At 65.8% G+C, this 25049-nt stretch carries 24 protein-coding genes; 10 read left to right on the top strand and 14 right to left on the bottom strand.

Annotated features, from left to right (window positions below; all coding sequences use genetic code 11):
• Positions 1-402 precede the first annotated feature (402 nt).
• The 10 genes from D0T21_RS30435 (at position 403) to D0T21_RS30390 (ending at position 9441) form a co-directional block, all read left to right on the top strand.
• The gene (locus D0T21_RS30435; protein ID WP_116993734.1) at positions 403-1458 is read left to right on the top strand and encodes a porin; all 1056 of its coding nucleotides are present in this window, start codon (positions 403-405) and stop codon (positions 1456-1458) included.
• A 122-nt stretch (positions 1459-1580) separates the two neighbouring features.
• Complete coding sequence (locus D0T21_RS30430; RefSeq protein ID WP_116993733.1) at positions 1581-2249, top strand: DUF484 family protein; 669 nt, start codon at positions 1581-1583, stop codon at positions 2247-2249.
• Positions 2250-2257: 8 nt separating this feature from the next.
• Positions 2258-3193, top strand: coding sequence for a tyrosine recombinase XerC (locus D0T21_RS30425; protein ID WP_116993732.1), 936 nt, complete (start codon positions 2258-2260; stop codon positions 3191-3193).
• Positions 3194-3325: 132 nt separating this feature from the next.
• Positions 3326-4402, top strand: coding sequence for a GTP-binding protein (locus D0T21_RS30420; protein ID WP_116993731.1), 1077 nt, complete (start codon positions 3326-3328; stop codon positions 4400-4402).
• A gap of 89 nt (positions 4403-4491) precedes the next feature.
• The gene (gene dksA / locus D0T21_RS30415) at positions 4492-4941 is read left to right on the top strand and encodes an RNA polymerase-binding protein DksA (protein ID WP_020704242.1); all 450 of its coding nucleotides are present in this window, start codon (positions 4492-4494) and stop codon (positions 4939-4941) included.
• Positions 4942-5007: 66 nt separating this feature from the next.
• Positions 5008-6333, top strand: coding sequence for an STAS domain-containing protein (locus tag D0T21_RS30410; RefSeq protein WP_116993730.1), 1326 nt, complete (start codon positions 5008-5010; stop codon positions 6331-6333).
• Between the two features lie 71 nt (positions 6334-6404).
• Positions 6405-6947, top strand: a complete 543-nt coding sequence (hslV, locus tag D0T21_RS30405) for an ATP-dependent protease subunit HslV (RefSeq protein WP_116993729.1) — start codon at positions 6405-6407, stop codon at positions 6945-6947.
• The gene (gene hslU / locus D0T21_RS30400) at positions 6944-8284 is read left to right on the top strand and encodes an ATP-dependent protease ATPase subunit HslU (protein ID WP_199538624.1); all 1341 of its coding nucleotides are present in this window, start codon (positions 6944-6946) and stop codon (positions 8282-8284) included. Before hslV ends, hslU begins: the two co-directional genes overlap by 4 nt.
• A 12-nt stretch (positions 8285-8296) precedes the next feature.
• Entirely contained in the window at positions 8297-8503 is a 207-nt protein-coding gene (locus tag D0T21_RS30395) for a hypothetical protein (RefSeq protein WP_116993728.1), read from the top strand.
• Positions 8504-8688: 185 nt separating this feature from the next.
• On the top strand, positions 8689-9441 hold the full coding sequence (locus D0T21_RS30390; protein ID WP_116993727.1) for a helix-turn-helix transcriptional regulator: 753 nt from the start codon (positions 8689-8691) through the stop codon (positions 9439-9441).
• Here D0T21_RS30390 and D0T21_RS30385 read toward each other — a convergent pair.
• From D0T21_RS30385 to D0T21_RS30320, 14 genes are all read right to left on the bottom strand, one after another.
• Entirely contained in the window at positions 9431-11680 is a 2250-nt protein-coding gene (locus tag D0T21_RS30385; protein WP_116993726.1) for a patatin-like phospholipase family protein, read from the bottom strand. The genes D0T21_RS30390 and D0T21_RS30385 overlap by 11 nt on opposite strands.
• Positions 11681-11689: 9 nt before the next feature.
• Positions 11690-12289, bottom strand: a complete 600-nt coding sequence (locus D0T21_RS30380; RefSeq protein WP_116993725.1) for a type II secretion system protein N — start codon at positions 12287-12289, stop codon at positions 11690-11692.
• Between the two features lie 16 nt (positions 12290-12305).
• Positions 12306-13526, bottom strand: a complete 1221-nt coding sequence (gene gspF / locus D0T21_RS30375) for a type II secretion system inner membrane protein GspF (RefSeq protein WP_116993724.1) — start codon at positions 13524-13526, stop codon at positions 12306-12308.
• A 10-nt stretch (positions 13527-13536) separates the two neighbouring features.
• Positions 13537-14958: a type II secretion system ATPase GspE gene (gene gspE / locus D0T21_RS30370; protein WP_116993723.1), complete on the bottom strand. Its 1422-nt coding sequence runs from the start codon at positions 14956-14958 to the stop codon at positions 13537-13539.
• 1 nt (position 14959) lies between these two features.
• Entirely contained in the window at positions 14960-17218 is a 2259-nt protein-coding gene (gene gspD, locus D0T21_RS30365; RefSeq protein WP_116993722.1) for a type II secretion system secretin GspD, read from the bottom strand.
• A 21-nt stretch (positions 17219-17239) separates the two neighbouring features.
• Positions 17240-18013: a type II secretion system protein N gene (locus tag D0T21_RS30360; RefSeq protein ID WP_116993721.1), complete on the bottom strand. Its 774-nt coding sequence runs from the start codon at positions 18011-18013 to the stop codon at positions 17240-17242.
• 16 nt (positions 18014-18029) lie between these two features.
• Positions 18030-18548, bottom strand: a complete 519-nt coding sequence (gene gspM / locus D0T21_RS30355; protein ID WP_116993720.1) for a type II secretion system protein GspM — start codon at positions 18546-18548, stop codon at positions 18030-18032.
• On the bottom strand, positions 18545-19795 hold the full coding sequence (gspL, locus tag D0T21_RS30350) for a type II secretion system protein GspL (protein WP_116993719.1): 1251 nt from the start codon (positions 19793-19795) through the stop codon (positions 18545-18547). Before gspL ends, gspM begins: the two co-directional genes overlap by 4 nt.
• A 39-nt stretch (positions 19796-19834) precedes the next feature.
• Positions 19835-20869, bottom strand: coding sequence for a type II secretion system minor pseudopilin GspK (gspK, locus tag D0T21_RS30345; RefSeq protein ID WP_116993718.1), 1035 nt, complete (start codon positions 20867-20869; stop codon positions 19835-19837).
• On the bottom strand, positions 20866-21480 hold the full coding sequence (locus D0T21_RS30340) for a type II secretion system protein J (RefSeq protein ID WP_116993717.1): 615 nt from the start codon (positions 21478-21480) through the stop codon (positions 20866-20868). Before D0T21_RS30340 ends, gspK begins: the two co-directional genes overlap by 4 nt.
• Positions 21477-21848, bottom strand: coding sequence for a type II secretion system minor pseudopilin GspI (gene gspI / locus D0T21_RS30335; protein WP_026334832.1), 372 nt, complete (start codon positions 21846-21848; stop codon positions 21477-21479). Before gspI ends, D0T21_RS30340 begins: the two co-directional genes overlap by 4 nt.
• The gene (locus tag D0T21_RS30330; protein WP_116993716.1) at positions 21849-22316 is read right to left on the bottom strand and encodes a GspH/FimT family pseudopilin; all 468 of its coding nucleotides are present in this window, start codon (positions 22314-22316) and stop codon (positions 21849-21851) included.
• Positions 22317-22336: 20 nt separating this feature from the next.
• A complete protein-coding gene (gene gspG, locus D0T21_RS30325; RefSeq protein ID WP_116993715.1) occupies positions 22337-22783 on the bottom strand; it encodes a type II secretion system major pseudopilin GspG in 447 nt (148 codons plus the stop codon).
• A 149-nt stretch (positions 22784-22932) separates the two neighbouring features.
• The gene (locus D0T21_RS30320) at positions 22933-25047 is read right to left on the bottom strand and encodes an amidohydrolase family protein (RefSeq protein WP_116993714.1); all 2115 of its coding nucleotides are present in this window, start codon (positions 25045-25047) and stop codon (positions 22933-22935) included.
• Positions 25048-25049: the final 2 nt, after the last annotated feature.

The following is a 25049-nucleotide window of genomic DNA, read 5'->3' as shown; positions in this document are numbered from 1 at the left end:
TAGTCCGATTCATCGAAGTGGCGATCCAGCCATGCGGCCTGCATGACCGTTGCTGCTTATGAGTGTAGCGTGCGATCCGCGCCACACACTAAACATTATGCAAAGCGCTTTGATTTCGCACAAACGCCCTACCCCGCTTCGCCCTGTACGCTAGAGCTGTTTTGATGCCTGAATGAAAGGAAATAATAGCTAAACAGGCCCTGATGGCCTGCCAATCAAGCGTTTCAAAAATACAACAAGAAGCCCGGTTTCTTTGGCTTTCGACCAAAACTAGCCGTCATAATCAACCATTCCAGCGTTTTTGACCCGGCGGGATATTAAGGTTCCTACCATTCGAAGGTCGAAGTACGCGACCCGCTAGCTTTGGATGTATGCACGTTCACTCATAAAGGAATAACTCAAATGAAAAAATCTTTAGTGGCTCTGGCTCTCATGGGCGTATTTGCTGGCGCATACGCGCAGTCGTCCGTGACCATCTATGGCACTGTAGATGCAGGGATTTCCAAGCGCACCGGCACCACCACCATGGTCGGCAAACGCGACAACAACAAACTCGGTTTCAAAGGCATCGAAGATCTGGGCAGCGGCCTGAAAGCCATCTTCCAGCTGGAAATCCGCTACGAGCCGGACACCGGCACGATTGAGAACACCTCCGGCGCCAACAGCCGTCCGCTGTTCCAGGGCCAGAGCCGCGTCGGCCTGCAGGGCGACTTCGGTACCGTGCGCCTGGGCCGTGGCCTGACCGCCTTCCAGGAAACCAGCACCGCCTTCGAACCATGGAGCGGCATGCCTGCCGTGGCCGGTTACCAGACCGACCTGCAAGTGGCCGGCTACACCAGCGATCCGCTGAGCCCGGTCGGCAACTCGAACAACCGCTTCTCGAACGCGGTGTTCTATAGCACCCCGATGATCGCCGACATGTTCCAGCTGAACGTCACCGTCGCCGCCAAGGAAGCCAACAACAGCCCAGCCATCATCGGCAAGGGTACCGCCGCCGCGCCGCAGTTCGCGGCCAACGCAGCCCCGCTGACCACGCCTTACTCGCTGAGCGCCACCGCCGGCAACGGCCCGTTCGCCGCCTACGCCGCCTACGAGAAGAACGCCATCGAAACCAAACTGTGGTCGATAGGCGCATCGTTCAAGCCGATCAACGACCTGAAGCTGATGGGTTCCTACCAGAAGCAGGATCAGAGCAGCAGCACGCTGATCAATCCAAACACCAAGGCATGGCTGCTGGGCGCCAACTACACCGTCGGCGCCGGCCTGGTGCGCGTTGGCTATGGCCAGAAGACTCCGGACAACGCCCTGGGCAATCCAGCCCTGGCCAAGACCAAGCAAGCGTCGATCGGCTACGACTACAACCTGTCGGCCCGTACCTATCTGTATGTTGATGCCTCGAACAAGAAGGCAGCTACCACGCTGAATTTCTACAGCCTCGGTATCCACCACAACTTCTAAGCCGCGCAGTCGGCAAGAACTGCCGGCGCTTGGGTTGGGGAATGACGGGCATGGGCAACCATGTCCGTTTTTTTTCGTTTAGAATGACTGTGCCTTTCCAACCTCGCCAATAAAGTACCTCAATGACTGTCCCACTGGATCACACCCTCGTCGCGCAATACCTGACCGAACACCCGAATTTCTTCGAAGAGCATGCTGAATTGCTGGGGGAAATCAAACTGGCCAGCCCGCTGACGGGACGCGCCGTGTCGCTGCAAGAGCGCCAGATGGAAGTAATGCGCGACAAGTACAAGGCGCTGGAATTGCGCATGAGCAATTTGATGCGCCTGGCGTCGGAAAACGAAGCGATCGCCAACAAATTCCACCGCTGGACCAAGGTGCTGCTGGAAGCCGAAGATGTGGGTTCCATGCCACACGCCGTGGTCAGCGGCCTGAAGTCCAGTTTTGATGTACCGCAGGTCACGCTGCGCATCTGGGACACCGCACCCGACTACCTCGGCGAATGGTTCGTCAACGGCGTGTCGGAAGATGCGCGCATCTTCGCCAACAGCCTGATGGCGCCGTACTGCGGCACCAACAAGGATTTCGAGGCGGTGCGCTGGCTGCAGGACGCCACCGGCATCACCTCCACCGTCATCATCCCGCTGCGCAAGCCGGGCAACAAGAACGCCTTCGGCCTGCTGATCATGGGCTCGGCCGACCCGGCGCGCTTCACCTCGCTGATGGCCACCGATTTCCTGGTCCACATCGGCGAAACCACCAGCACCGCGCTGGCCTGGCTGCTGGCCTGAGCGCCGCCATGAGCGCCGAACCAGACAGCAAGCTGGCCTGGATCGACGCTTACCTGGCCCATCTGCGCGACCAGCGCCGGCTGTCGCCGCACACCGTCAGCGCCTACGGGCGCGACCTGCAGGAATTGGCCGGGCTGTCCGCCGGCCAGGACTGGCAGCAACTCGACCATTTCACCATCCGCCGCCTGACCGCCAAGCTGCACGCGCGCGCGCTCGACCCGCGTTCGATCGCCCGCAAGCTGTCCAGCTGGCGCGGCTTTTTCGACTGGCTGGGCGGCCAGACCGCGCTGGCGGCCAACCCGGTGCAGGGCGTGCGCGCCCCCAAGCGCGCCCGCACGCTGCCGCGCGCGCTGTCGGTGGACGACGCGGTGCAACTGGTGGCGCCATCGCGGCCGCACGCCGGCACCGCCCCGGAAGCGGCCGAACTGTGCAACCGCGCCATGTTCGAACTGCTGTATTCCAGCGGCTTGCGGGTGTCCGAGCTGGCCGGGCTGGACCTGGCCGCCGGCAAGGATGCGCTGGGCTGGGTAGCGCTGGACAACCGCGAAGTCATCGTCACCGGCAAGGGCAACAAGCAGCGCGTGGTGCCGGTGGGCACGGCCGCGCTGGAAGCGCTGGCGGCCTGGATCGCCGTGCGGCCTGCGCCCTCGGACGGCGGCAACGCCCTGTTCCTCAGCACGCGCGGCACGCGGGTGTCGCCGCGGGTGATACAGCAGCGTTTGCAGGCCCATGGCGTGGCCCACGGCGCGCCGGTGCATGTGCACCCGCACATGCTGCGCCACTCGTTCGCCTCGCACGTGCTGCAATCGTCGGGCGACCTGCGGGCGGTGCAGGAAATGCTGGGCCACTCCAGCATCAGCTCGACCCAGGTCTACACCGCGCTGGACTTCCAGCACCTGGCCGAGGTGTACGACCAGGCCCATCCGCGCGCCAAGGTGAAATAGCCGGCATCCGTACTGACGTTGCTCAATCGGACGAATTGCTAGCCCAGGCTAAATTCCGGCATAATCGGCCGGTTGCATTTCCGCATTTGATCCCCATCTGGGGTTTCCCCCTAGACCAGACTGGTAAGCACCATGGCACTGATACCGACCACCATCCTCACCGGCTTCCTTGGCGCCGGCAAGACCACCCTGCTGAACCGCATCCTGCAGGAACAGCACGGCATGCGCATCGCCGTCATTGAAAACGAGTTTGGGCAGGAAAACATCGACAACGAAATCCTGGTGCAGGACAGCGGCGAACAGATCGTCGAAATGAACAATGGCTGCATCTGCTGCACCGTGCGCGGCGACCTGATCGTGGCCCTCAGCGGCCTGGCGCAGAAGCGCGAGGCCGGCGAGTTGCATTTCGACCGCGTCGTCATCGAGACCACCGGCCTGGCCAATCCCGGCCCGGTGGCGCAGACCTTCTTCGTTGACGAGGAAGTGGGCACTCACTATATGCTGGACGCCGTGGTCACTGTGGTGGATGCCCGGCACGCCATGGACCAGCTGGACCAGCACGAGGAAGCCCAGCGTCAGGTCGGTTTCGCCGACAAGCTGCTGCTGTCCAAGACCGACCTGGTCAGCGCCGAGGACGTGGCCACGCTGACCACCCGCCTCAAACGCATCAACCCGCGCGCGCCGATCAGCACGGCCGATTTCGGCCGCGCCCCGTTGTCCGAGGTGCTGGACCTGAAGGGCTTCAACCTGAACGACAAGCTGGAACTGGACCCGGATTTCCTGGAAACCGACCAGGCCCACGATGACGATCACGTGCATGACGAGCACTGCGGCCATAATCACGACCACGACCACGATCACGGCCACCACCACGAGGAACACGGCCACAACCACCACCATGCCCACCACAGCGACGATATCGCGGCGTTTGTGTTTAAAAGTACACGCCCGTTCGACACCGCCAAGCTCGACGAGTTCCTCGGCGGCCTGGTAAATGTCTACGGTCCTCGCATGCTGCGCTACAAAGGCGTATTGTTCATGAAAGACGCCGACCGCAAGGTGGTGTTCCAGGGCGTGCACCAGATCATGGGCAGCGACCTGGGCGCCAAATGGGGAGAAAACGACGTTCGAGGCAGCAAAATGGTATTTATCGGTAAAAATCTGCCGAAAGATATCTTTATTAGCGGTTTAGAACAATGTCTGGTATAAACTATCCGGGTTTTGTGGGGATGGCTGAATAGCCACAAACTCCGGGCTGATTAATTGAAAACTCTGTCGTATCGAAGGTAAGCGAAGTTATGACCACCAAAACTAATAAATCGACCCCCGCCGCCGCCGACCGCGTCCTGACCGAAGAAGAAATTCTGAAGATGGATGAAAAGGATTATATGAATCCGGCGCAAATGGCCTTCTTCAAAGCCAAGCTGCAAGCGCTTGAAAAAGAATTGCTGAAGAACGCCGGCGAAACCACCGAACACCTGCGCGAAACCGTGCTGGTGCCGGACCCGGCCGACCGCGCCACCATCGAAGAAGAACACGCGCTGGAACTGCGCACCCGCGACCGCGAGCGCAAGCTGCTGAAAAAGGTCCAGCAATCGATCGTCGCCATCGACGGCGGCGACTACGGCTGGTGCGAAGAAACCGGCGAACCGATCGGCATTCCACGCCTGATCGCCCGTCCGACCGCCACGCTGTCGCTGGAAGCCCAGCAGCGCCGCGAACTGAAGCAGAAACTGTACGGCGATTAATTCGCTGGGACTTTAAAAAAAGCACGCAGCCGCGTGCTTTTTTTTACGGCAAACACGAGGATCAGCGTGGGACTGTTCTCCATCTTCAAGAAGACCGACGCACCCGCCCCGCAGTCGAGCAACGACGATGACGAGGCGGCGCGGCTGGCCGCCAACAGCGAAACCGAACGCCTGCAGCAGCAGGCGCGCCAGCGCGAGATCGCCCGCGCCACCGCGATGAAGATCGACGCCATCGAATCGGCGATGACCTTCGACATCTTCAACGAGCCGGAGCCGGCCTGGGGCAGCCAGCGCGCCGCCCGGCCGGCCAAGCCCAAGGCCGCCACCCACGCCGACGGCGGCCCCGACACGCAAGCACTGGCCGACATCCCCACCACCCTGCTGCTGCGCGACGACGACCTGCCGCAACTGGCTGTGGCCGCCGAGACCGCGCCCGTGGTGGAGGAAATCGCCATCCTGTACGCCAACGGCCAGGGCGCCGTGGCCGAGCAGCTGCTCAGCGCCAGCCTGGCCGAAGCCGCCGGCGACCGCACCGTCTGGTGGATGTTGTTCGACCTGTACCAGGTCAGCGGCCAGCGCGACCGCTTCGACAACCTGTCGATCGACTACGCCAGCACTTTCGAGACCTCGCCGCCGCCGTGGAACGCGCCGGCCGCGCTGGCCGCGTCCTCGCCCGATTTTGCCGGCCTGACGCCGACCGAAGCCTTCGCCGGCGTGCTCGCCCCGCATATCGACGCCCAGCTGGAACGGCTGCGCCAGTCGGCCGCCGCCAGCCCGGTGCTGCGGCTGGAATTTTCCCGCGTGACGGCGGTCGAGGCGGCCGGCTGCGCGCTGCTGCTGGACACGCTGCGCAAGCTGCAAGCCCAGCAGCGCGAGCTGATCCTGGTGGGCGCCGACGGCCTGGCCGCGCTGATCCGCGAGGGCATCGCCATCGGCCGCCGCGACGACACCGAAGCGCCGTGGCTGCTGCTGCTGGAGCTGCTGCAATTGCTGAACCGCGAAAAGCAATTCGAGGAAATCAGCATGGATTACTGCGTCACCTTCGAAGTGTCGCCGCCGTCGTTCACGGCGCCGCACAAGGTGGCCACAGCTACAGCCGCGCCCCAGCACGTGTCCGCGTCGCCGGACCGCTTCATGCTGCCGCCGCTGCTGGAAGGCCAGCTCGGGCCTTTACTCGGCCAGATCCAGCACTATGCTGATCAATACCAGATTCTGGTGTTCGACTGCTCGCGCCTGACCCGCATCGACTACGCCTGCGCCAACCAGCTGCACGCCAGCCTGGCCCAGCTGGGCAAGAAGATCGAATTCCGCGACGTCAACCACCTGGTGACGGCGCTGCTGCGCCTGCTGGGCTACGCCGACATCGCCAGGATCTACCCGCACAAATACTGAAACTTGTAATTTCCAGGTCCAGCCCCATTTTTCAGTCTTGAAGCAGTTTGCGTCATTACTTTGAGGTAACTATGGAACAATTTCACGGCACCACCATCCTGTGCGTACGGCGCGGCAAGCAAGTCGCGCTGGGCGGCGACGGCCAGGTCACGCTGGGCAACATCGTCATGAAGGGCACGGCCCGCAAGGTGCGCAAGGTGTACCAGGGCAAGGTGCTGGTCGGCTTCGCCGGCGGCACCGCCGACGCCTTCACCCTGCTCGACCGTTTCGAGGGCAAGCTGGAAAAACACCAGGGCAATCTGCTGCGCGCCTCGGTCGAGCTGGCCAAGGACTGGCGCACCGACCGCGTGCTGCGCCGCCTGGAAGCGATGCTGCTGGTGGCCGACAGCGAATCGACCTTGGTGATCACCGGCAACGGCGACGTGCTCGAGCCTGAAGACGGCATCGGCGCCATCGGCTCCGGCGGCACCTACGCGCAATCGGCGGCCAAGGCGCTGGTGGAAAATACGGAACTGTCGCCGTCGGAAGTCGTCAAAAAGTCACTGACCATCGCCGGCCAATTGTGCATCTACACCAATATGAACCACATCATCGAGACACTGGATCCAGCATGAACATGACTCCAAAGGAAATCGTTGGCGAACTCGACAAACATGTGGTCGGCCAGGGCAACGCCAAGAAGGCCGTGGCGATCGCGCTGCGCAACCGCTGGCGCCGTCAGCAGGTGGAAGAACCGCTGCGCCACGAGATCACGCCGAAAAACATCCTGATGATAGGCCCCACCGGCGTCGGCAAGACCGAGATCGCGCGCCGCCTGGCCAAGCTGGCCGACGCGCCCTTCATCAAGATCGAAGCCACCAAGTTCACCGAAGTCGGCTATGTCGGCCGCGACGTCGACACCATCATCCGCGACCTGATCGACATCGGCGTCAAGCAGACCCGTTCGGCCGAGATGGCCAAGGTGCGCACCCGTGCCGAGGATGCGGCCGAAGACCGCGTGCTCGACATCCTGCTGCCGCCGGCGCGCGACTTCGGCTTCCACCAGGCCACGCCGTCGGATGCGCCGAAGGAAGTCGACACTACCCGCCAGACCTTCCGCAAGCGTCTGCGCCAGGGCGAGCTGGACGACAAGGAAATCGAGATCGAGCTGGCCGAGACCGGCCCGCAGATGGAGATCATGGCCCCGCCCGGCATGGAGGAAATGACCGAGCAGATCAAGTCCATGTTCTCCGGCATCGGCGGCAGCCGCAAGAAGGCGCGCAAGGTCAAGATCAAGGAAGCGATGAAGGTGCTGATCGACGAGGAGGCCGCCAAGCTGGTCAACGACGACGAGATGAAGCAGAAGGCCATCCAGAACGTCGAGCAGAACGGCATCGTGTTCCTCGACGAGATCGACAAGATCGCCTCGCGTTCGGAAGTGGGCGGCGCCGACGTTTCGCGCGCCGGCGTGCAGCGCGACCTGCTGCCGCTGGTCGAAGGCACGACCGTCAACACCAAGTACGGCATGATCAAGACCGACCACATCCTGTTCATCGCCTCGGGCGCCTTCCATCTGGCCAAGCCATCGGATCTGATCCCCGAGCTGCAGGGCCGCTTCCCGATCCGGGTCGAGCTGGAATCGCTGTCGATCGCCGATTTCGAACGCATCCTGACCAGCACCGACGCCTGCCTGACCAAGCAGTACGAGGCGCTGCTGGCCACCGAGAACGTCACCATCGAGTTCGCGCCGGAAGGCATCACGCGGCTGGCGGAAATCGCCTACTCGGTCAACGAACGCACCGAGAACATCGGCGCCCGCCGGCTGTACACGGTGATGGAAAAGCTGCTGGAAGAACTGTCCTTCACGGCCAGCGACGACAGCGGCAAGGTCATCACCATCGATGCGGCGTATGTGAACGCGCGGCTGGATGCGCTGGCGGTCAACGAAGACCTGTCGCGCTACGTACTGTAGGGAATCGGGATCATGGCCAACAAGGCGCTGTCGACGCGGCAGAAGATGACGATACGGGTCGAGCCGTCGCAGAAGCCGCCGCGCAATCCGGTGGCGCTGGCGGCCAAGGCGCGCGCCGGCGGCGCCGGTCCGCATGCCAAGCCGGTGGCGACCGACCGCCAGGCCGCCAAGCGCCTGCTGGCCAAGATTAGCCTGAAGCCCGACCCGGAGGAAAAGTAACCGTTAGCGGACGCCGGTAGTGGCGTCCGCTCTCGGGTTATCCGGTGCCATCCCTGCTGCGAGGGACAGCGTGCCGCAGTGTCCCCCACTTCCGCGCGATGTACCACCCGATTATTCCAAGCCCTGCTTTTCACGCCGGCGAGTACCGTGTTACGATACCTTTTGTTTTTTTACCAAGGCAGGGTATGAGCTCACCGGAATTGCTGCTGCAAGTCTTGCGGACCCAGATGCGGGCCGCCGGCGTCACCTACAAAATGCTGGCCGAACGGATCGCCATGAGCGAATCCAGCGTCAAGCGCATGTTCGGCCAGCAGGACATGTCGCTGTCGCGGCTGGCGCAAATCTGCAAGGCGGCGGGGGTGGCGATGGAGGACGTGCTGCGCGGCGCGGCCGACGCCACGCCGCAAGCCGACGCGCTGACCCTGACGCAGGAGAAATCGCTGTTGGCGCAACCCCACCTGCTGCTAATGGCGATCTGCTGCCTGGGCCACTGGACCCTGGAGCAGGTGCTGGAAACCTACAACCTGACCGAACCCGAATGCATCCTGCTGCTGGCCGAGCTGGACCGGCTGGGCGTGATTGAATTGAAGCCGCTCAACCGCTACCGCCTGCGCGTGTCGAACGCCTTCCGCTGGCTGCCGGACGGGCCGGTGCAGCAATTCTTCCGCGAGCACGCGGTGGCCGATTATTTCAGCGGCAGCTTCGACGGCGCCGGCGAAACGCTGCTGTGCCTGCCCGCGCGGCTGTCGCTGCCCAGCGCCGAGGAACTGGTGGGCCGCATCCAGCAGCTGGCCGGCGACCTGGCGCGGCTGCACCAGGGCGACCGCAAGCTGGCGCCGCAGGAGCGCGACGGCTTCACCCTGCTGGTCGGCTTCCGCTCGTGGGAATTCGCCGCCTTCACCGCGCTGCGGCGCGCGCCGCCGCCGGCTACCAGATAGGACCGAGGAACAGGTAGGCGCTGCTGTTGCCGCCCTTGGTGGTGCCGGCGCCCAGGTACAGCGGGCCGAAGCGCGTATCGACCGCGAAGAAGCCACTGGCCGCCTGGTGCAGCGAACCCCAGCGCAGCGGATTGGTGGAACTGTAGGCGCCGCCCGCCTCCAGCGAAAAGCCCAGCCGCACATCGCCGCCCAGCGCGGCCGGCATCGCGCCTATGCTGCGCGCCATCACCACCCGCCCCAGCAAGATGCGGTCGCCGATGATGGACTGCGGCGTCGAACCGGACAGGCGCAGGAAGCCGCCCAGGTTGTTCGCCGATCCGCCGCCCTGGCTGCGCGACCATTCCGCATACACATGGCCGGCCCAGCGATCCAGGTGGAAAGCCTGCAGCCCCTGCACACTCTGGCGCGTCGGCACGGCGCCGGCCACGCCGCTGTGCATCAGGCGCTGCCAGTCGAGCGAGAACAGCGTGCCGCGCGTGGGGAAGGCCACCGTATCGAGACTGTCGACATTGACAGACAATTGCTGCACGGTCTGCATCTCGCTGAGCTCGGTTCGGTCTTCGGGTATGCTCTGGTGCGCGACCTGCTTCTGGCGCAACACGCTGTAGCGCACGTCGCCCCAATGGCCCAGCTGGCGCCCCAGCGCGACGCTGGCGCCCTGGCTGTTGTAGGCGTAGCGCGCCTGGCGGAAACCACTCGGATTGAACACGTCGACGGCCGCCGAACTGTATCCCAACTCCGGTGCCACGTACCACTGCGAGCCCGCCCCCAGCGGCTGCCAGAACTGCACGCCCAGCGCGCGCTCGGTGCCGACGCGGCCGGTCGTGCGCAGCTCGGCGCCCCAGTCGTTCAGCGACGACAGCACATGCATCACCTTCAGCTCGAACGCATTGTTCTCGGAGAAATCGCTGGTCAGCTCCAGGCCCACGCGCAGGCGGCTGTGCGCCCAGTCGGCCTCGGTCGGCTTGATCAGCACGCTGCGGCCATCCTTGTCGTCGTGGATTTCGGTTTCCACCCGCGCCAGGTCGCCGCGCCCGAACAGCTGGTTGCCGGCCGCCTGCGCCTGTTCGCTGGTGACCATCTGCCCCACCTTCAAGCCGGACTGCACTTCCAGCTCCTTCGGGTTGATGCGGCCGCTCGGCGCCACCTCCAGCTTGGCCAGCAGCACCGGCTGGTCGATGCCCACCGGCGCCGACAGGCGCTTGACCTCATACGACGCGTACTGCGCCTCGGGCAAGGACAGCTTGACCAGCTGCGCGCTCATGGCCCGCACCGCCGCCTCGCCGGCCTTCATGGCGCGGTCGTGGCGGGCGAAGTCGAGGAAGCCGATGCCGCCCAGGTCCGGCGCCAGCAGGATGTCGTTGGGGCGCAGCTCCTTGAGCGAACGCTGGACATTCTGCTCGGTCAGGATCTGCAGCATCTGCTGCGCCACGCTGACGGCGCTGATCAATTCCTTTTCCTGCGCCAGCGGCGTGCCGACGTTGACGGCGATGATGATGTCGGCGCCCATGTCGCGCGCCACGTCGACCGGCAGGTTGCGCACCAGGCCACCGTCGACCAGCAGCCGCTGGTTGACCCGCACCGGCGCGAACACGCCCGGCACCGCCAGCGAAGCGCGCATCGCCAGGAACAGCGGCGTGTCGTTCAGCTCCACCAGCTCGCCCGTCACCAGGTCGGAAGCGACCGAGCGGAATGGCAGTTGCAGCAGGTTGACCGGCTTGTCGCGCGCGCCGTGCGGCAGCACGCGGGTCAGCGCCAGTTCCAGCGCCTCGTTGCCGGCGGCGGCCGGCGGCAGCGACACCCCATCCAGCTTGGCGCCGAACTCGATGCGCGAAGGCAGCAGCAGGTCTTCCTCGCGGCGGCGGTACACCAGCTCGTCGCGCGGCGGACGGTCGGCCACCACGGCGTTCCAGTCGGTGCGGCGCACCAGCTGCTCCAGCTGCTCGACCGAGCTGCCGGCCGCGTAGGCGCCACCGACCACGCTTCCCATGCTGGTGCCGACCACGAAGTCCACCGGCACCCGCAGTTCCTGCAAGGCGCGCAGCACGCCGATGTGGGCGAAGCCGCGCGCGCCGCCGCCGGACAACACCAGCGCGACTTTCGGCCGCGGCTTGACGGCGGCGTCGGCAGCGACCGAGGTGGCGCCGGTCGCGGTTTGCGCGGCGGCAGGCGCACCGATGGCGGCCGCCAAGAAAAAGCCGCAGCAAAAAGCTGCGGCCAGGGTACGGGAGATCACCATGGGAATGGCCTATTGTGTGCGGTCGAAACCGGGAACGGGGGCGATAGTGGTGCCGGAGGCGCTGGAGCGCGGCGGTGGCTGCGGCGTCGGTGGTTGCTGTTGCGGCGGCGGCGCTTGCGGTGTCGGCGGCGCGATCGGCGGCAACGGTGGCTGGCCCGCGCCCGGCAGCAGCGACGGCGGCGGACCGCCGGCCGCAGCGGCGCCGGCGCCGGCATCGCTGGCCAGCTCCACGCGTTTGAGGGCGCCGCCCTCGGACAGCATCACGTATTTCGGATGTACTTCCTTCACCGTCACGCCGGGCACCACTTCGCGGCCCACGCCCAGCGCCATCGGCGGCTGGCCGTCGACCACGATGATGGCGGCGCTGTCGCTGCCGCCGTTGCGTGCGGCGATCACGCCCTTGAGCTGGTAGTTGCTGACCGCGGCGACCGTGATCTGGCCGCCGAACAGGCCCTTGGCCGCCTCGATATTCAGGGGCGCGGCGAACTGCTGCGGCGGCGCGGCGATCGCGCGCTGCTGCGGCTTGAACAATTGCAGGCCCCAGTAAGCCAGCGACGCCGACAACAGCACCACGGCAAGGACGGTAACGAATAATGGCAAACGCTTCATGGTTCTCTTTGCTTCCTCAGCGTACCAGCTGATTAATTTCGATGATAGGCATCAGGACCGCCAGCACGATCAGCAGCACCACCACGCCCATCGCCAGGATCAGCGCCGGTTCCAGCAGGCCGGCGATGGTCAGCGTGCGGCGTTCCAGGTCCGCTTCCTGGGCGGCGGCGGCGCGGTCCAGCATGGCCGGCAGCTCGCCGGTGATTTCGCCGGCGCGTATCATGTGGATCAGCATCGGCGGAAAATGCTTTTGCGCCGACAGCGAACGCGCCAGGCTCACGCCCTCACGCACGGCGTCGCTGGCCTCTTCCACCAGCTCCTGCATGGCGACGTTGGACAGCGTGTCGCGGCTGGTCTCCAGCGCGCGCAGAATGGGGACGCCGGAACCGGTGGTGATCGCCAGCGTGCTGGCGAAACGCGCGGTGTTCAGGCTGCGCTCGAATTTGCCGTACAGCGGCGCGGTCAGCAGCCAGGTATGCCAGCGCCGCTTCAGCACGGGGTTCTGCAAGGCCCGGCGCCACATGAACCAGGCGCCCACCAGCAGGATCGCCACCACGATGCCGTAGTTGCGCACGAAGTCCGACACGGCCAGCATGATGATGGTGAGGATGGGCAGCTTCTGCTTGGTGTTGGCGAACACCGAGACGATCTGCGGCACCACGTAGGTCAGCAGGAAGATCACGATGGAAAACGCCACCACCGTCACGATGGCCGGATAGGTGAAGGCCAGCCGCACCTTCTGGATCAGCGCATTGCGGCGCTCGATGTAGTCGGCAAGGCGCGACAGCACGCGCGACAACTGGCCGATCTGCTCACCGGAGGCGACCAGCGCGCGGTAGATCTCGGCGAAGTCGCGCGGATGCCGTCCCAGCACGTCGGACAGCGCGGCGCCGCCGATCACTTCGGAGCGGATCGAGGCGATCAGGTCGCGCATATACGGACGTTCGGCCTGCTCCAGCAAGGCGGTGAAGGCCTGCTCCAGCGGCAACCCCGCTTCCAGCAGGCTGGCCAGCTGGCGCGTGAACAGCGCCAGCTCGGTGGCGGACAAACGCTCGCCGAAGCCACGGCTCTTGGTCACGCCGGCGGCGTCGACCTGCGCGGCGATGGCGTCCACCTTCAGCGGCACCAGGCCTTGCGTGCGCAGCTCGGAACGGGCCGAACGCGCGCTGTCGGCATTGAGCACGCCCTTCTTGGTGGCGCCGCCGGCATCGACGGCTTCATAACGGAATGCGGGCATCTTCGGTCGCCTAGTCTTTGGTCACGCGCAGCAATTCAGCCTGCGTGGTCACGCCGGCGGCCAGCCAACGCTCGCCGTCCTCGCGCATGGTCTGCATGCCGCCCGCCACCGCCGCCGCCTTGACCTCGGCCTCGGAAGCGCGGTTGTGGATCTGCGCGCGGATCTGCTCCGTCGTCTGCAGGAATTCGTACACGCCGACCCGGCCCTGGTAGCCGGTATGGCCACAATGCTCGCAGCCGACCGCGTGCCACTGCTTGCCGTCGTAGGTTTTGCAGCTGCCGCACAGTTTGCGCACCAGGCGCTGCGCCAGCACGCCCAGCAGCGACGACGACAGCAGGAACGGTTCGATGCCCATGTCCAGCAAGCGTGTGACCGCCGCCGCCGCGTCGTTGGTGTGCAAGGTCGCCAGCACCAGGTGGCCGGTCAGCGATGCCTGCACCGCGATCTGCGCGGTTTCCAGGTCGCGGATCTCACCGATCATGATCACGTCCGGATCCTGGCGCAGGATGGCGCGCAGCGCCTTGGCGAAGGTCATGTCGATGCGCGGGTTGACCTGGGTCTGGCCGACGCCGTTCAAGTCGTACTCGATCGGGTCTTCCACCGTCATGATGTTGGTGGTGGCCGCGTTCAGCAGCGACAGCGCGGCGTACAAGGTGGTGGTCTTGCCCGAGCCGGTAGGCCCGGTCACCAGCACGATGCCGTGCGGCTGGTTGATCAGCGCGTCGAACTCCGGCAGCATGGTCTCGCTCATGCCCAGGTGGTTCAGGTCCAGCCGGCCCGCTTCCTTGTCCAGCAAACGCAGCACCGCGCGTTCGCCGTGGCCGGTCGGCAGCGTCGAGACCCGCACGTCGACCGGCTTGCCGCCGATGCGCAGCGTGATGCGGCCGTCCTGCGGCAGGCGTTTTTCGGCGATATCCAGCTGCGCCATGATCTTGATACGCGAGATCAGCGAGCCGTGGATGGCCTTGCGCGGACGGACCACGTCGCGCAGCGAACCGTCGACGCGGAAGCGCACCACCGAGGTCTGCTCGAATGGCTCGATGTGGATGTCCGATGCGCTGTCGCGCAGCGCCTGCGTCAGCAGCGCGTTGATCATGCGGATCACCGGCGCGTCGTCGGACGATTCCAGCAAGTCTTCGATGGCCGGCACGTCCTGCAGCAGCTTGGTCAGATCGAGGTCGGCGTCGAATTCCTCGGCCACCATCGAGGCGTTGCCGCCCGAGCTGGCGTAGGCCGCGGCGATGGCGATTTCCAGGTCGGCGCGCGGCATGCTTTTCAGCTGGATGCGGCCGAAACGGCGCGACACTTCGGCGATGGCGGCCGGCGCGGTGGCGCCGCAGACCAGCACGTCCACCGTATGTTCGGCTTCGTCGCTCTGCTGCGCCAGCACCACGAAATCGCGGGCGAAAGCGTAGGGTAGGAGATTGCTCATATTACTGCTGCTTGGTTGGTTCGCCGGCGCCCGGCTCGCGCACCGGTGTCCGCGCTGAAGGCAGCGGACGCACCATCGTGCCATCCACCGGGGCGCCGTCTTTCAAGGCCGGCAACTTGGGCTGGCCCAGGTCCTTGACCAGGATGCTCTCCACCGGCTGGATCGCGTCCTGCTGGCTGCGCATGTAGTCGTAGCGGTCGGTGGCCAGCGAGGTGCTCTGCTCCTTGTTGCGGATCACCACGGGGCGCAGGAACACCATCAGGTTGGTCTTCTTGCGGGTGCGGGTCTGGTACTTGAACAGATTGCCCAGGATAGGAATGTCGCCCAGGCCGCGCACCTTGTCGACGCCGTCGCCTTCGGTGTCCTCGATCAGGCCGCCCAGCACGATGATCTGGCCGTCGTCGGCGATGACGTTGTTCTCGATCACGCGCTTGTTGATGGTGATGCCGGCGGCGGCCGTCAGCGTGGTCTTGTCGACGCTGGAGGTCTCGTGATAGATCGCCAGCTTGACCGTGCCGCCTTCGGAAATCTGCGGGCGCACCTTCAGCGTCAGGCCCACTTCCTTGCGGTCGATGGTCTGGAACGGGTTGTTGTTGGTGCCCGAGGTGGTGGTGAACTGGCCGGTCAGGACCGGCACGTTCTGGCCGACCGAGATGGTGGCCAGCTCGTTGTCCAGCGTGATCATGTTAGGCGTCGACAGCACGTTGGCGTTGCCGTCCGATTCCAGCGAGCGCGCCAGCGCGCCCAGGCCAAGGCCGCCGGCGACCTGCTTGAACACGCCGATGGTCAGGCCGGCGCCCGGCAGCGTCGGCGCCGTGGTGGTGGTGCCGGTGGTCTTGCCGAGCAGCTGGGTGGCCAGCGTGCCGATGTTGTTGCCGCCGGTCGAATACGACTGCAGGCCGCCGACGCGGTAGGTGCTGTTCTCGTTGCCGGTCGCGCCGACCCACTGCACGCCGAATTCGGAGGCCTTGTCGGACGAGACTTCGACGATCAGCGATTCGATGTAGACCTGCGCGCGGCGCACGTCCAGCTGGTCGATCACTGCGCGCAGGTTGCGGTACACCGATTCCGGCGCGGTGATGATCAGGGTGTTGGTGGTGGAATCGGCCTGGATGTAGCCGGCCGTGCCGCCGCCGCCCTGCTGCTGCTGGCCGGAGCCGGTCAGCAGTGGATTGGACGGGCCGCTGCTGGTGCCGCTGCTGCCGCTGCCGCCGATGCCGCCGCCGGTGTTGCTGCTTTGTCCGCCCAGGCCCTGGCCCTGGCCTTGGCCGGTCTGGCCGGTGCCGCCGACACCGGTGGCGTTGGCCGCCGAGGTGTCGCCCGACACCACCGAGCGCAAGGTCTGCGCCAGCTTGGCCGCTTCGGCGTTCTTCAGGTAGACCACGTGGACGTTGCCCAGTTCCTGGGTCGGCTGATCGAGCTTGGCGATCAGCGACTTGGCCAGGTTGGAACGCGCCGCCGACGGCGCGCGCAGGATCAGCGAATTGGTGCGCGGATCGGCCAGCACGCTGACCTTGCCCGCGTCGGCGGCGCCGGAGCCGCTGTCCATCAGTTTGTTGACCATGCCCGCCAGGTCGCTGGCGATGGCGTAGCGCACCGGGATCACATCGAGTTCGGCGACGGCCGGCGCGTCCAGCGCGGCGACGATCTTGGCCAGGCGCTTGACGTTGTCGGCGTAGTCGGTGACGACCACGGTGTTATTGCCCGGATTGGCGTTGATGGTGTTGTTCGGCGAGATCAGCGGACGCAGCACCGTCACCACGTTGGCCGCCGACTCGTAATTCAGGTGGAAGATCTGGCTGACCACCTGGTCGCCCTTGGCCGTGGCCTGGCCGGCGCCGACCTGGGTCGGACCCGCCTGCAGCTTGGCGTCCGCCTCCGGCACCACCTTGGCGTAGCCGTCGCCGCTGACCACCGCGTAGCCTTGCAGGCGCAGCGCGGAAGTGAGCAAGCCGAAGGCCTGCGATTTGGTGACCGGCTTTTCCGACACCACCGTCAGCGTGCCCTTGACGCGCGGGTCGATCACGAAGGTGATGTTGGTGTAGTGGCCGACCGCCTTGATCACCGACTCGATGTCGGCGCCGACAAAGTTCAGCGCGGCGTCGTCGGCCGCGGCATGCGCGGCCAACGGTAACAACGGCAGCAGCGCCAGCAACGGCGTCACGACCGGCACGACGCTGGTCGCACAGCACAGCATCGCGCCCGCGCTCAGGCGGCGCAGCGCGGGAAGATTGGATTTGCTCACGGACTGTTTTTTCATTGTCTGAACTTTTATCTGAACTTAGTGGAACTCTAAAGCGATGATGTTGCGGTCACTATTCGGTTTGCGCTGGCCCAGCAAATTCAACAGATTGGCCAGCTGCTCTTCAAATCCTTTTGCTGCCTCGGCCTGCCCGGAAAACTGCAGGCGGCCGTTATTCAGGTTGCCGGAACCGCTCAACAACAGCGGCCCCTTGACGGAATTGAGCGTCAGCCCGGCCGACTGCCCATGCCAGTCCAGCGCCAGCGCATAGCTGCCCAGCGGCCGCACCGACGACAGCCGCGAGGCCATGTCCGTCATCTCCAGCGTGGTGCGGCCGTTGATGCTGACCTGGCGCTCGGCCAGCGCCAGCTCCAGCGCGGTCCACGACAGCCGCATGGTGCCGCTGGGCGCCACGGTGTTCAGCGGCGCGCCCAGGCCGGCCAGGCCTTCGGCCGGCAGCAGCAGTGCCGATGGACTGAGCTGCCAGTGCGACCAGCCGCCCTTGAAGGTCAGCGGCTGCGCCAGCGCCTCGCTGTTTTCCAGCTGCAGGTCGACCATGCCGACCAGCGCCAGCGGCGAAATCTTCCAGCTGAAACGGCCCGGCAGCAGCGGCGTGACCGGGCTGTTGCCGCCGGCCGCGCCGCCGATAAAGGCCGAACCGCGCCACAGCGTACCCTGCGCGTCTCCCAGCGTCAAACGGCCTGCCGTGCGCGACTCCACCAGGGAGCCCAGCCAGGCCGCCGGAAAGAACACCGCCAGCGTCGCCGCCACGCTCAGCGCGATGGTCAGCAACCATAGCACGGCGCGCTTCATGGACAGCCTTTTTGCATCATCGCCCGCCCGTATTCTGGCGCAGCGTCAGCGTGGCGTTGACCATGCCGGCGGTGTCCTGCGCGCTGATGTTCGCTTCCGAGACGGCGATGCGGCTTTCGGTGCGGATCGCGTCCAGCCAGGCCATCAAGGCGGGGAAGGACACGCCGCTCATCTGGACCTTGGCGTATTCGCCGGTGACGGACACCGATTGCGTGGCCAGGCCGCGCGCCGTGAGGCCGGCGTTGAGCATCTCGCGCGTCATCGGCGCCGGGGCGATGGTGTTCTGGCCGCGCAGCGCGGCCGCTTCCAGCGCCAGCGCCTGCAGCTCGGCGGCCTGCTGGCGCAGCTCGGGCAGCGACTTGCGCAGCTTGGCGCCGCCGTCCAGCGCCGGCGCGATCAACAGCGAATAAAACAACGCCAGTCCCAGCACGGCGCCGCCGACGCCGAGGAACTGGCGTTCCTGCTCGGTGCGTTCGCTCCAGAAGGCCGACGCGCGGCCACGGTACTCTTGTATCGTCAATGTCAGCTTGCTCATGATTTTCCTCCGCCCGTGCCGCTCAGCGGACGTATTTGCCAGGTGCCCGGACGGTCTTCCGACAGATCCAGCTTGCGCGCCGCCAGCGCGGAGCGCAGCTGCGCCAGCGTGCCGGTATCGACGGTGTTGGGTTTCACTTTCATTTGCAGGGCGTGCTCACGGTATTCCAGCGTGGCGATGATGTCCTTGCGCGGCAGCGCGCCCAACGCTTCGCCGAGGGCGGCGCTCAACGCGGTGAATTCATCGGCAGCCGGCTGGCCGCCATCGGCCTTGGCCAGCGCGATATTCTTGCGCATCTGCGCGGCCGGGTCGAGTATCACCAGCTCTTTCGGATAGGCGGCCTTGAAGGTTTGCAGCATAGCCAGGCTGACGGCGTCGGCCTCGCGCTTGAGGCGCAGCCATTCGACGTTCAGGCCCACCACGTTGACCAGCAGCGCCAGCGCGGCGACGCGCAGCGGCCAGCGCCAGCGCTGCCACTGGCGCGCGGAGCTGCCGCTGGCGCCGAGCGCCGGCGCCAGGTCCAGCCCCGCCGAACGGGAGGCGGCCACCCAGTGCGCCCAGTGGTCTTCCAGCAGGGTGATGCCATGGCCGGCTTCGACGTTGGCCACCAGCGGCGCGAACTGCGTCATCTGTTGCGGCGACAGGTACAGCGTGACCGGCTCGTCGCCCGCCATCGCGCGCAGCGTTTGCAGCGCGGCCTGCGGCTGCGCCGGCAGGGTCAGGCCCATGCCCATGGTTTGCGACTGGCGCAGTATCAGTTCGAAACCGGCGTCGCCGGTGCTCAGCGCGGCCGAGACGGAGCCCGGCTGGAACGGCAGGCACAGTTGCGCCGGCAGCACCGCGATGTGGTGCGCGCCCTGCGCCATCAGCGCCTTGACCAGCACCTCGATCCAGCTGCGCTGGACCACGGCCACCGTGCGAGCGCCCTCGGCGTCGGCGGCGCCGGCCGCCAGCACGCAGTCGGCAGGATCGCCCAGCACCTGCTCTTCCACCAGCGCCGGCAGCGCGGCCTTCAGGCGCGCGGCGGACAGGGGTGGCGCCACCACGCGCAACAGCGTGACGTCGGTGGCGGCCAGCAGCAGCACCACGCGGCGCGCCGATGCCACCAGATCCGACAGGTTGCCCAGTGGCGAAGCGCCCTGTTGCAGCAGATTGCCGCCGTCGCCCACCAGCGCGAACGGGCAGGTCTGGGCCGCGCCGCTGTCGACGCTGGCCTTGGCCGGATAGCGGATAAGTAGTGTAGTCAAAGGGTCTCGCTTTCGTTCACGCTGTCGTTCATAGCTGTTCTAGTTTTCCCGTATCCATAGCACTGTCGTGATGCCATTCCCCATCCGCTGCAACAGGGACTGCGTATCCAGCGCCGCCCGGTCCAGCCTCACCCGGCTGTAGGCCAGGAAATAGCTGCTCTTGACGTTGTAAGGCACGGTCGGCCGCTTCCCGCCGGCCAACTGCGGCAGGTCGTTGAAGTACTGCTTGTCGCGATAATAGACGCGCTGCCGCGTATTCACCATAGCCGCAGCTTCCGACAGCGACAGTTGCTCGAACATCGCCGACATCAGCTCGGCCGAAACGGTATTCACGTTCAATTCCGTTGCGCGATCCGGCAGGATGGTGACGAAGTCGCGCAGGCGCTCTATCGTCTGCGGCGTAAAGCCGCTCACCGCCAGCAAATCTTCCACCCGCAACAGATCGATCGGCTGCGGGCCTGTGGTCTGGGTCGACTGCGGGCCCGTTGTACCTGCACCTGCACCTGCGCCTGTGCCGGCACCCGTAGCTGTTCCTGTTCCTGTTCCTGTTCCTGTTCCTGTTCCTTGCGATCCCGGTTGCGCCGTCTGCGCGCTTACCACCTGGTTGGCCACCGCCTGCGCCAGCGATGGATCGAGCCGCAAGTTGGTCAGCAGCCGCTCGAACACCTTCACTTGGGGAGCCTGGATTGCATGGCTCGCCGCCAGATTGGCAAGATTGTAACGCGACTGCGCGTCTATCATCTTGCCGGAAAGGGTCGCGTTGAAATTTTCCGCCTCGGCGCGTTCACGCTCAATGTAATCGTCCAGCCGCGTCTCTTCCAGCGGTGTGGCCCAAATGCCGTTGAGCTGCGTGTACCCTGGCTGCGAATCGAGGAAGTCTTGGTACAGCACCAACCGGCTCAGATCCAGCGCACCACGCACGATCCAGCGCGTTTGCAGTTGCAGGCGCTGGTTCTCCATCGAGCGCACCTGCACCTGCTGCTGCCAGAACAGGCTGGCGACGATGGTCACCGCCAGCGTCGTCAACAACAACGCCGTGATGACGGCCACGCCGCGCTGGCGCCGCAGCTTCACAGTGCCCCCAACAGGAAGGATTTGGTCATCGGCACTTCCTGGCCGTCCAGCACCATCGACACTTCCATGCCGCTGGGCGCGCCGTTGGCCGGCGCCGGCATCGCGCCCGCCGCCTGTACCCAGCCCTGCGTGCTCCAGAAGCGCATCGCCATGCGCTGCACTCCCGATTTCAACGCCACGCTGGCGGCCGGATCGGCGTCGCTGTTGGCCGCCTGCCACAGCGCGTCCAGCTGCGCCAGGTCGCGCGTGCCGGCCGATTCGCGCCGCGTCAGCATGCCGTCGCGCACACGGTAGGAGACCACCTCCACCCGCGTGGCCTCGTTCTCGGCCAGCGCCAGCCGCACCAGCGTGATGCGGCCGTCTTCCGCGCTCAGGATGGTGCGCGTGCCGATCAGCGACTGCGGCGCCAGGTTGGCGCAATCGCTTTGCAGCTGGGCGAAGGCCAGTTGCAGGCCGCGCGTCTGCTCCATCGTCGCGGTCAGCGCGGCGCGCGAGCGGATGATGCCGTCCAGCCCGCGCCAGCCCAGCACCGCGACGATGGCGAGGATCGAAATCGCCACCAGCAGTTCGATCAGCGTAAAGCCGCGTGCGCGGCGCAATGGCGGCGTCATTGGTTCAACACCAGTTGGACCAGCTTGATGATGCGCCGGTCCGGCGCGGCCTGGTCGTAGACGCTGACCTCGACCCGGCGGAAGCGCGGATTCGGGCTGGCGATCACTTCCTCCTGGCACATCAGCTTCATGTCGCCCTGCGGGCACTCAAAGGTCTGCTTGCCGACCGCCGGGAACTGGCGCGTCAGGCGCAGCTGCACCAGCCGGTTCTCGGCCGACCAGGTGGCCATCATCGCGCCGCGCAGGCCGTCGCTGTTGGCCGTCAGGCTGCCGACCGCGCGCAGCGAAGCGCCCAGCGCGGTGCCGACGATCACCAGCGCCACCAGCACTTCCAGCAAGGTAAAACCGCGTTGTCGAGGAAGGCGCATCTAGTCCACCATGAAATGGCCGATGCCGTCGGCGCGGATGGCGATGCTGGCATCGCCGGCGCTGAGGGTCAGCACGAAGGGTTTGTCGACCGGTTCGCGGCCGAAGACGATGCGCAGGCTGGTGTCGGGGACGTTGGGCGGCGGGTCGAGCATCAGCGTAATCGGGGCATGCTTGAATTCGCGCTCGCGCAGCAGGTCGTCCTGCACCGCCACGTCCCATTGCTTGTCGTTGCGGATCAGGAAGCGGTAGCCGTCGGCCCCCGCCTCAAAGGCGATCTGGCGGTTGCGCACGATGGCCTCGTCGCGCGCCAGTTGCAGCAGCAGCGCCACGCGCTGCGCGTCTTCACGCAGCGACTGCTTCTGGCCCGGCAGCGCGTTGAGCGACACCAGTCCCAGCGTGACGCCCAGGATGACCATCACCACCAGCAGTTCGATCAGCGTGAAACCACGCTGGCGGGCGGCGCGCATAAGCCGTGCTCCCCCTGCGATCAGTTATCCCAGGAGCCGATGTCGGCGTCGTCGCCGGTGCCGCCCGGCGCACCGTCGGCGCCGTAGGAGAACACGTCGACCTCGCCCTTGATGCCCGGCGACAGGAACTGGTAAGGGTTGCCCCACGGGTCTTTCGGCATTTTTTCCAGGTAGCCGCCGGCTTTCCAGCCGTTGGCGGCCGGGCCGGCGGTCGGCTTGGTCAGCAGCGCCTGCAGGCCTTGCTCGGTGGTCGGGTAGCGCTGGTTATCCAGCTTATACAGCTTGAGGGCCTGCATGACGGTGGCGATATCGACCTTGGCGGCGGCCACTTTGGACTCGCCGGTGCGGCTGAGCAGCTTGGGCACGACCAGCGCCGCCAGCACGCCCATGATGACCACCACCACCATGATTTCGATCAGCGTAAAGCCGCGCGAGGCGGCACGACGGGGCAGGGAGAGTTTTTTCATATTCGATGACAAATTAAAATGATTGCAGAGTATAAGGCTGAATCGGCGCCAGCGGCACCCTAAAACGAGTTTTGCGCCGGCAGGCTTAAATGGAGCTTAATTCTGGCCTTGACCGGGCGCCCGCGCGCCCGGTTTTTACCGCGTTTTACCTAGTCATGCTTGTGAGCGGTGGCGTCGATGCGGCGGCGTGCGCCGTCGTTGCCGCCGCCGGTGGCATCGGCCACGGCGGCGCTCTTCGCAACCTGCGGCGCAGCCTTGACGAACGGCGCGACGCCCAGCGCGGTGTCGATCTCCTGCGGATAGATGACATAGCCGCGCGTGATCACCGCCGCCACCTTGCGGATGTCGGCGATATCCTTGGTCGGATCGCCGTCCACCAGCACCAGGTCGGCCAGCTTGCCGGCGGCGATGCTGCCACGGTCGTTGCTGGTGCGGGTGTAGCGGGCGCCGTTGCGGGTGGCCACCTGCAGGGCCTGGGCCGGCGTCAGGCCGGCCTTGACCAGCAGCGCCAGCTCCGAATGCAGCGTGAAGCCGGGAATGTCGTCGGTGCCGGCGACGATGGGCACGCCGGCCTTGTACATGATGCCGACGAATTCCACCATCTTGGCGTAGGACTGCTGGTAGCGCTTGAGGGCGGCGTCACCCTCGATCTTCATGGCGCCGACGGCGAAGCCGCGCGCCACGTCCGGCGGCATGTTGGCGGCGAAGGCGCGGTACGGCTCGTTGACGTCGCCATCCTTCTGCTGGATGAAGGCGAACGCCGACAGGGTCGGGTCGATCGAAATCTGCTTCTTCACCAGGCCGGCGACGAAGTCCTTGAACGGCTTGGTGTTGAAGTCCATGCCGGCGACTTTTTCGGCCGGCAGCAGGAAGCGGTTCAGATTGCGGGTTTCCGTGTCCGGCTTGACGAGGAAGTTCAGCAGCACCTGGTTGATGTGCTGGATCTCGTCGTAGCCGGCGTCCAGCGCCTCCTGCGCGCGCAGGCCGGCCGGGATGTGGCCGGAGACGCGCATGCCGCGGCTGTGGGCGTAGGCCACGGTGTCCTTCAGGATGGCTTTCGGGAAGGAGTTGTAGATCTTCAGCTGCGGGTAGCCGTGCTCCGCGTACCAGTCGATCGCGTCCTTCGCGCCCGGCAGGTCCTTGATGGTGAAGCCGTTCATGGCGCTGAACGGGCTCTCGCCTTCCAGGAAGCCGGCCGGCACCACCTGCGGCGCCAGCAGCTTGCCGGCCGCCGTTTCGTCGAGCATCGCCTGCAGCTGCTTGTTGTCGTTGCCCATGTCGCGCACGCTGGTCACGCCGGTGGACATGTTCAGCGCGCCGGACCAGCGGTCGACGTGGCCGTGCATGTCGAACAGGCCGGGCAGCACGATGCGGCCGCCGGCGTCGATGGTGTTGTCGGCGCCGCGCACCGGCGAGCCGGCCGGCAGCACGGCGGTGATGCGGCCGCGCAGCACGTAGATGTCGGACGGCGCGCCGACGGTGGCTTTGTCGCTGTCGAACACGCGGGCGTTGCGCACCAGGGTCAGGCCGGTCAGCGGGTGTTGCAGCTTGGCGGCCAGGTCTTCCAGCATCTTGCTCTCGGCCTGCTTCTGGCGCGCGGCCAGCGCCGGCGCGGCGCCCTGCCAGCCTTCTTCCAGCATGTTGGCGAAGCCGGGGATGATCACGCCGAACAGGCGAGGCTTGGCGCCGCTGGTGGCCCAGTAAAACGACGGCGACAGGCCGACGCCGGTCTGCGCCAGCAGCTGCACGGTTTGTTTCTGGCCGCCGTCGCTGCTCACTTCCAGCGTATCGAGCACGGTCTGCGACAGCGTGCCCGATGGCAGCAGCGCCATTTTATGTCCGGGTGCGGCGTCCAGCGCGGTGATGTAGGCCGAGACGGTTTCGAAGGAGCCGTTCAGCGGCAGGTACCCGGCCGGGCCGCTGACGGCCTTCTTGCCCTGTTCCGACGTGGACTTCCACTCGGCCTGGTCGCCCTTGCGCTCGAAGCGCTCGTCGACCACCGCGCCGAAGGTGGAGTTGCCCTTGACGCTGTACTCGGTCATCACGCCGTCGGCGCCCATGCGGAATTGCTCCGTCAGTTCCGGGCCGCGGCCGTTGTTCTTGAAGATGAAACGTACCTTGGTCAGGCCATCGTCCTGGTGCTCGACGGCTTGTTCGCCGATCTGCTTGCCGCCTTCCGCGATGATCAGGTACTTGGTGCTGGTGGCTGCCTGTGCGGCGAACGCCGCGGCCAACGCCAGCGGCAATACAGCGAGTCGTTTCATCA

It is taken from the genome of Duganella sp. BJB476, assembly GCF_003416895.1.
Taxonomy (GTDB): domain Bacteria; phylum Pseudomonadota; class Gammaproteobacteria; order Burkholderiales; family Burkholderiaceae_D; genus Rugamonas.
Note: the sequence above shows the minus strand (reverse complement) of the source record. Positions and strands in the feature narration are given on the sequence as shown.

What these genes read in the sequence shown, in the direction of transcription:
- dksA (WP_020704242.1), top strand. Translation starts at nt 4,492, where the DNA reads ATGACCACCAAAACTAATAAATCGACCCCCGCCGCCGCCGACCGCGTC.
- D0T21_RS30385 (WP_116993726.1), bottom strand. Translation starts at nt 11,680, where the DNA reads ATGGTGATCTCCCGTACCCTGGCCGCAGCTTTTTGCTGCGGCTTTTTC.
- D0T21_RS30390 (WP_116993727.1), top strand. Translation starts at nt 8,689, where the DNA reads ATGAGCTCACCGGAATTGCTGCTGCAAGTCTTGCGGACCCAGATGCGG.
- D0T21_RS30320 (WP_116993714.1), bottom strand. Translation starts at nt 25,047, where the DNA reads ATGAAACGACTCGCTGTATTGCCGCTGGCGTTGGCCGCGGCGTTCGCC.
- gspI (WP_026334832.1), bottom strand. Translation starts at nt 21,848, where the DNA reads ATGCGCCTTCCTCGACAACGCGGTTTTACCTTGCTGGAAGTGCTGGTG.
- D0T21_RS30360 (WP_116993721.1), bottom strand. Translation starts at nt 18,013, where the DNA reads ATGAAGCGCGCCGTGCTATGGTTGCTGACCATCGCGCTGAGCGTGGCG.
- D0T21_RS30435 (WP_116993734.1), top strand. Translation starts at nt 403, where the DNA reads ATGAAAAAATCTTTAGTGGCTCTGGCTCTCATGGGCGTATTTGCTGGC.
- hslV (WP_116993729.1), top strand. Translation starts at nt 6,405, where the DNA reads ATGGAACAATTTCACGGCACCACCATCCTGTGCGTACGGCGCGGCAAG.
- D0T21_RS30395 (WP_116993728.1), top strand. Translation starts at nt 8,297, where the DNA reads ATGGCCAACAAGGCGCTGTCGACGCGGCAGAAGATGACGATACGGGTC.
- D0T21_RS30420 (WP_116993731.1), top strand. Translation starts at nt 3,326, where the DNA reads ATGGCACTGATACCGACCACCATCCTCACCGGCTTCCTTGGCGCCGGC.
- gspF (WP_116993724.1), bottom strand. Translation starts at nt 13,526, where the DNA reads ATGCCCGCATTCCGTTATGAAGCCGTCGATGCCGGCGGCGCCACCAAG.
- D0T21_RS30425 (WP_116993732.1), top strand. Translation starts at nt 2,258, where the DNA reads ATGAGCGCCGAACCAGACAGCAAGCTGGCCTGGATCGACGCTTACCTG.
- gspG (WP_116993715.1), bottom strand. Translation starts at nt 22,783, where the DNA reads ATGAAAAAACTCTCCCTGCCCCGTCGTGCCGCCTCGCGCGGCTTTACG.
- hslU (WP_199538624.1), top strand. Translation starts at nt 6,944, where the DNA reads ATGAACATGACTCCAAAGGAAATCGTTGGCGAACTCGACAAACATGTG.
- gspM (WP_116993720.1), bottom strand. Translation starts at nt 18,548, where the DNA reads ATGAGCAAGCTGACATTGACGATACAAGAGTACCGTGGCCGCGCGTCG.
- D0T21_RS30380 (WP_116993725.1), bottom strand. Translation starts at nt 12,289, where the DNA reads ATGAAGCGTTTGCCATTATTCGTTACCGTCCTTGCCGTGGTGCTGTTG.
- D0T21_RS30330 (WP_116993716.1), bottom strand. Translation starts at nt 22,316, where the DNA reads ATGCGCGCCGCCCGCCAGCGTGGTTTCACGCTGATCGAACTGCTGGTG.
- gspE (WP_116993723.1), bottom strand. Translation starts at nt 14,958, where the DNA reads ATGAGCAATCTCCTACCCTACGCTTTCGCCCGCGATTTCGTGGTGCTG.
- D0T21_RS30340 (WP_116993717.1), bottom strand. Translation starts at nt 21,480, where the DNA reads ATGACGCCGCCATTGCGCCGCGCACGCGGCTTTACGCTGATCGAACTG.
- D0T21_RS30430 (WP_116993733.1), top strand. Translation starts at nt 1,581, where the DNA reads ATGACTGTCCCACTGGATCACACCCTCGTCGCGCAATACCTGACCGAA.
- gspD (WP_116993722.1), bottom strand. Translation starts at nt 17,218, where the DNA reads ATGAAAAAACAGTCCGTGAGCAAATCCAATCTTCCCGCGCTGCGCCGC.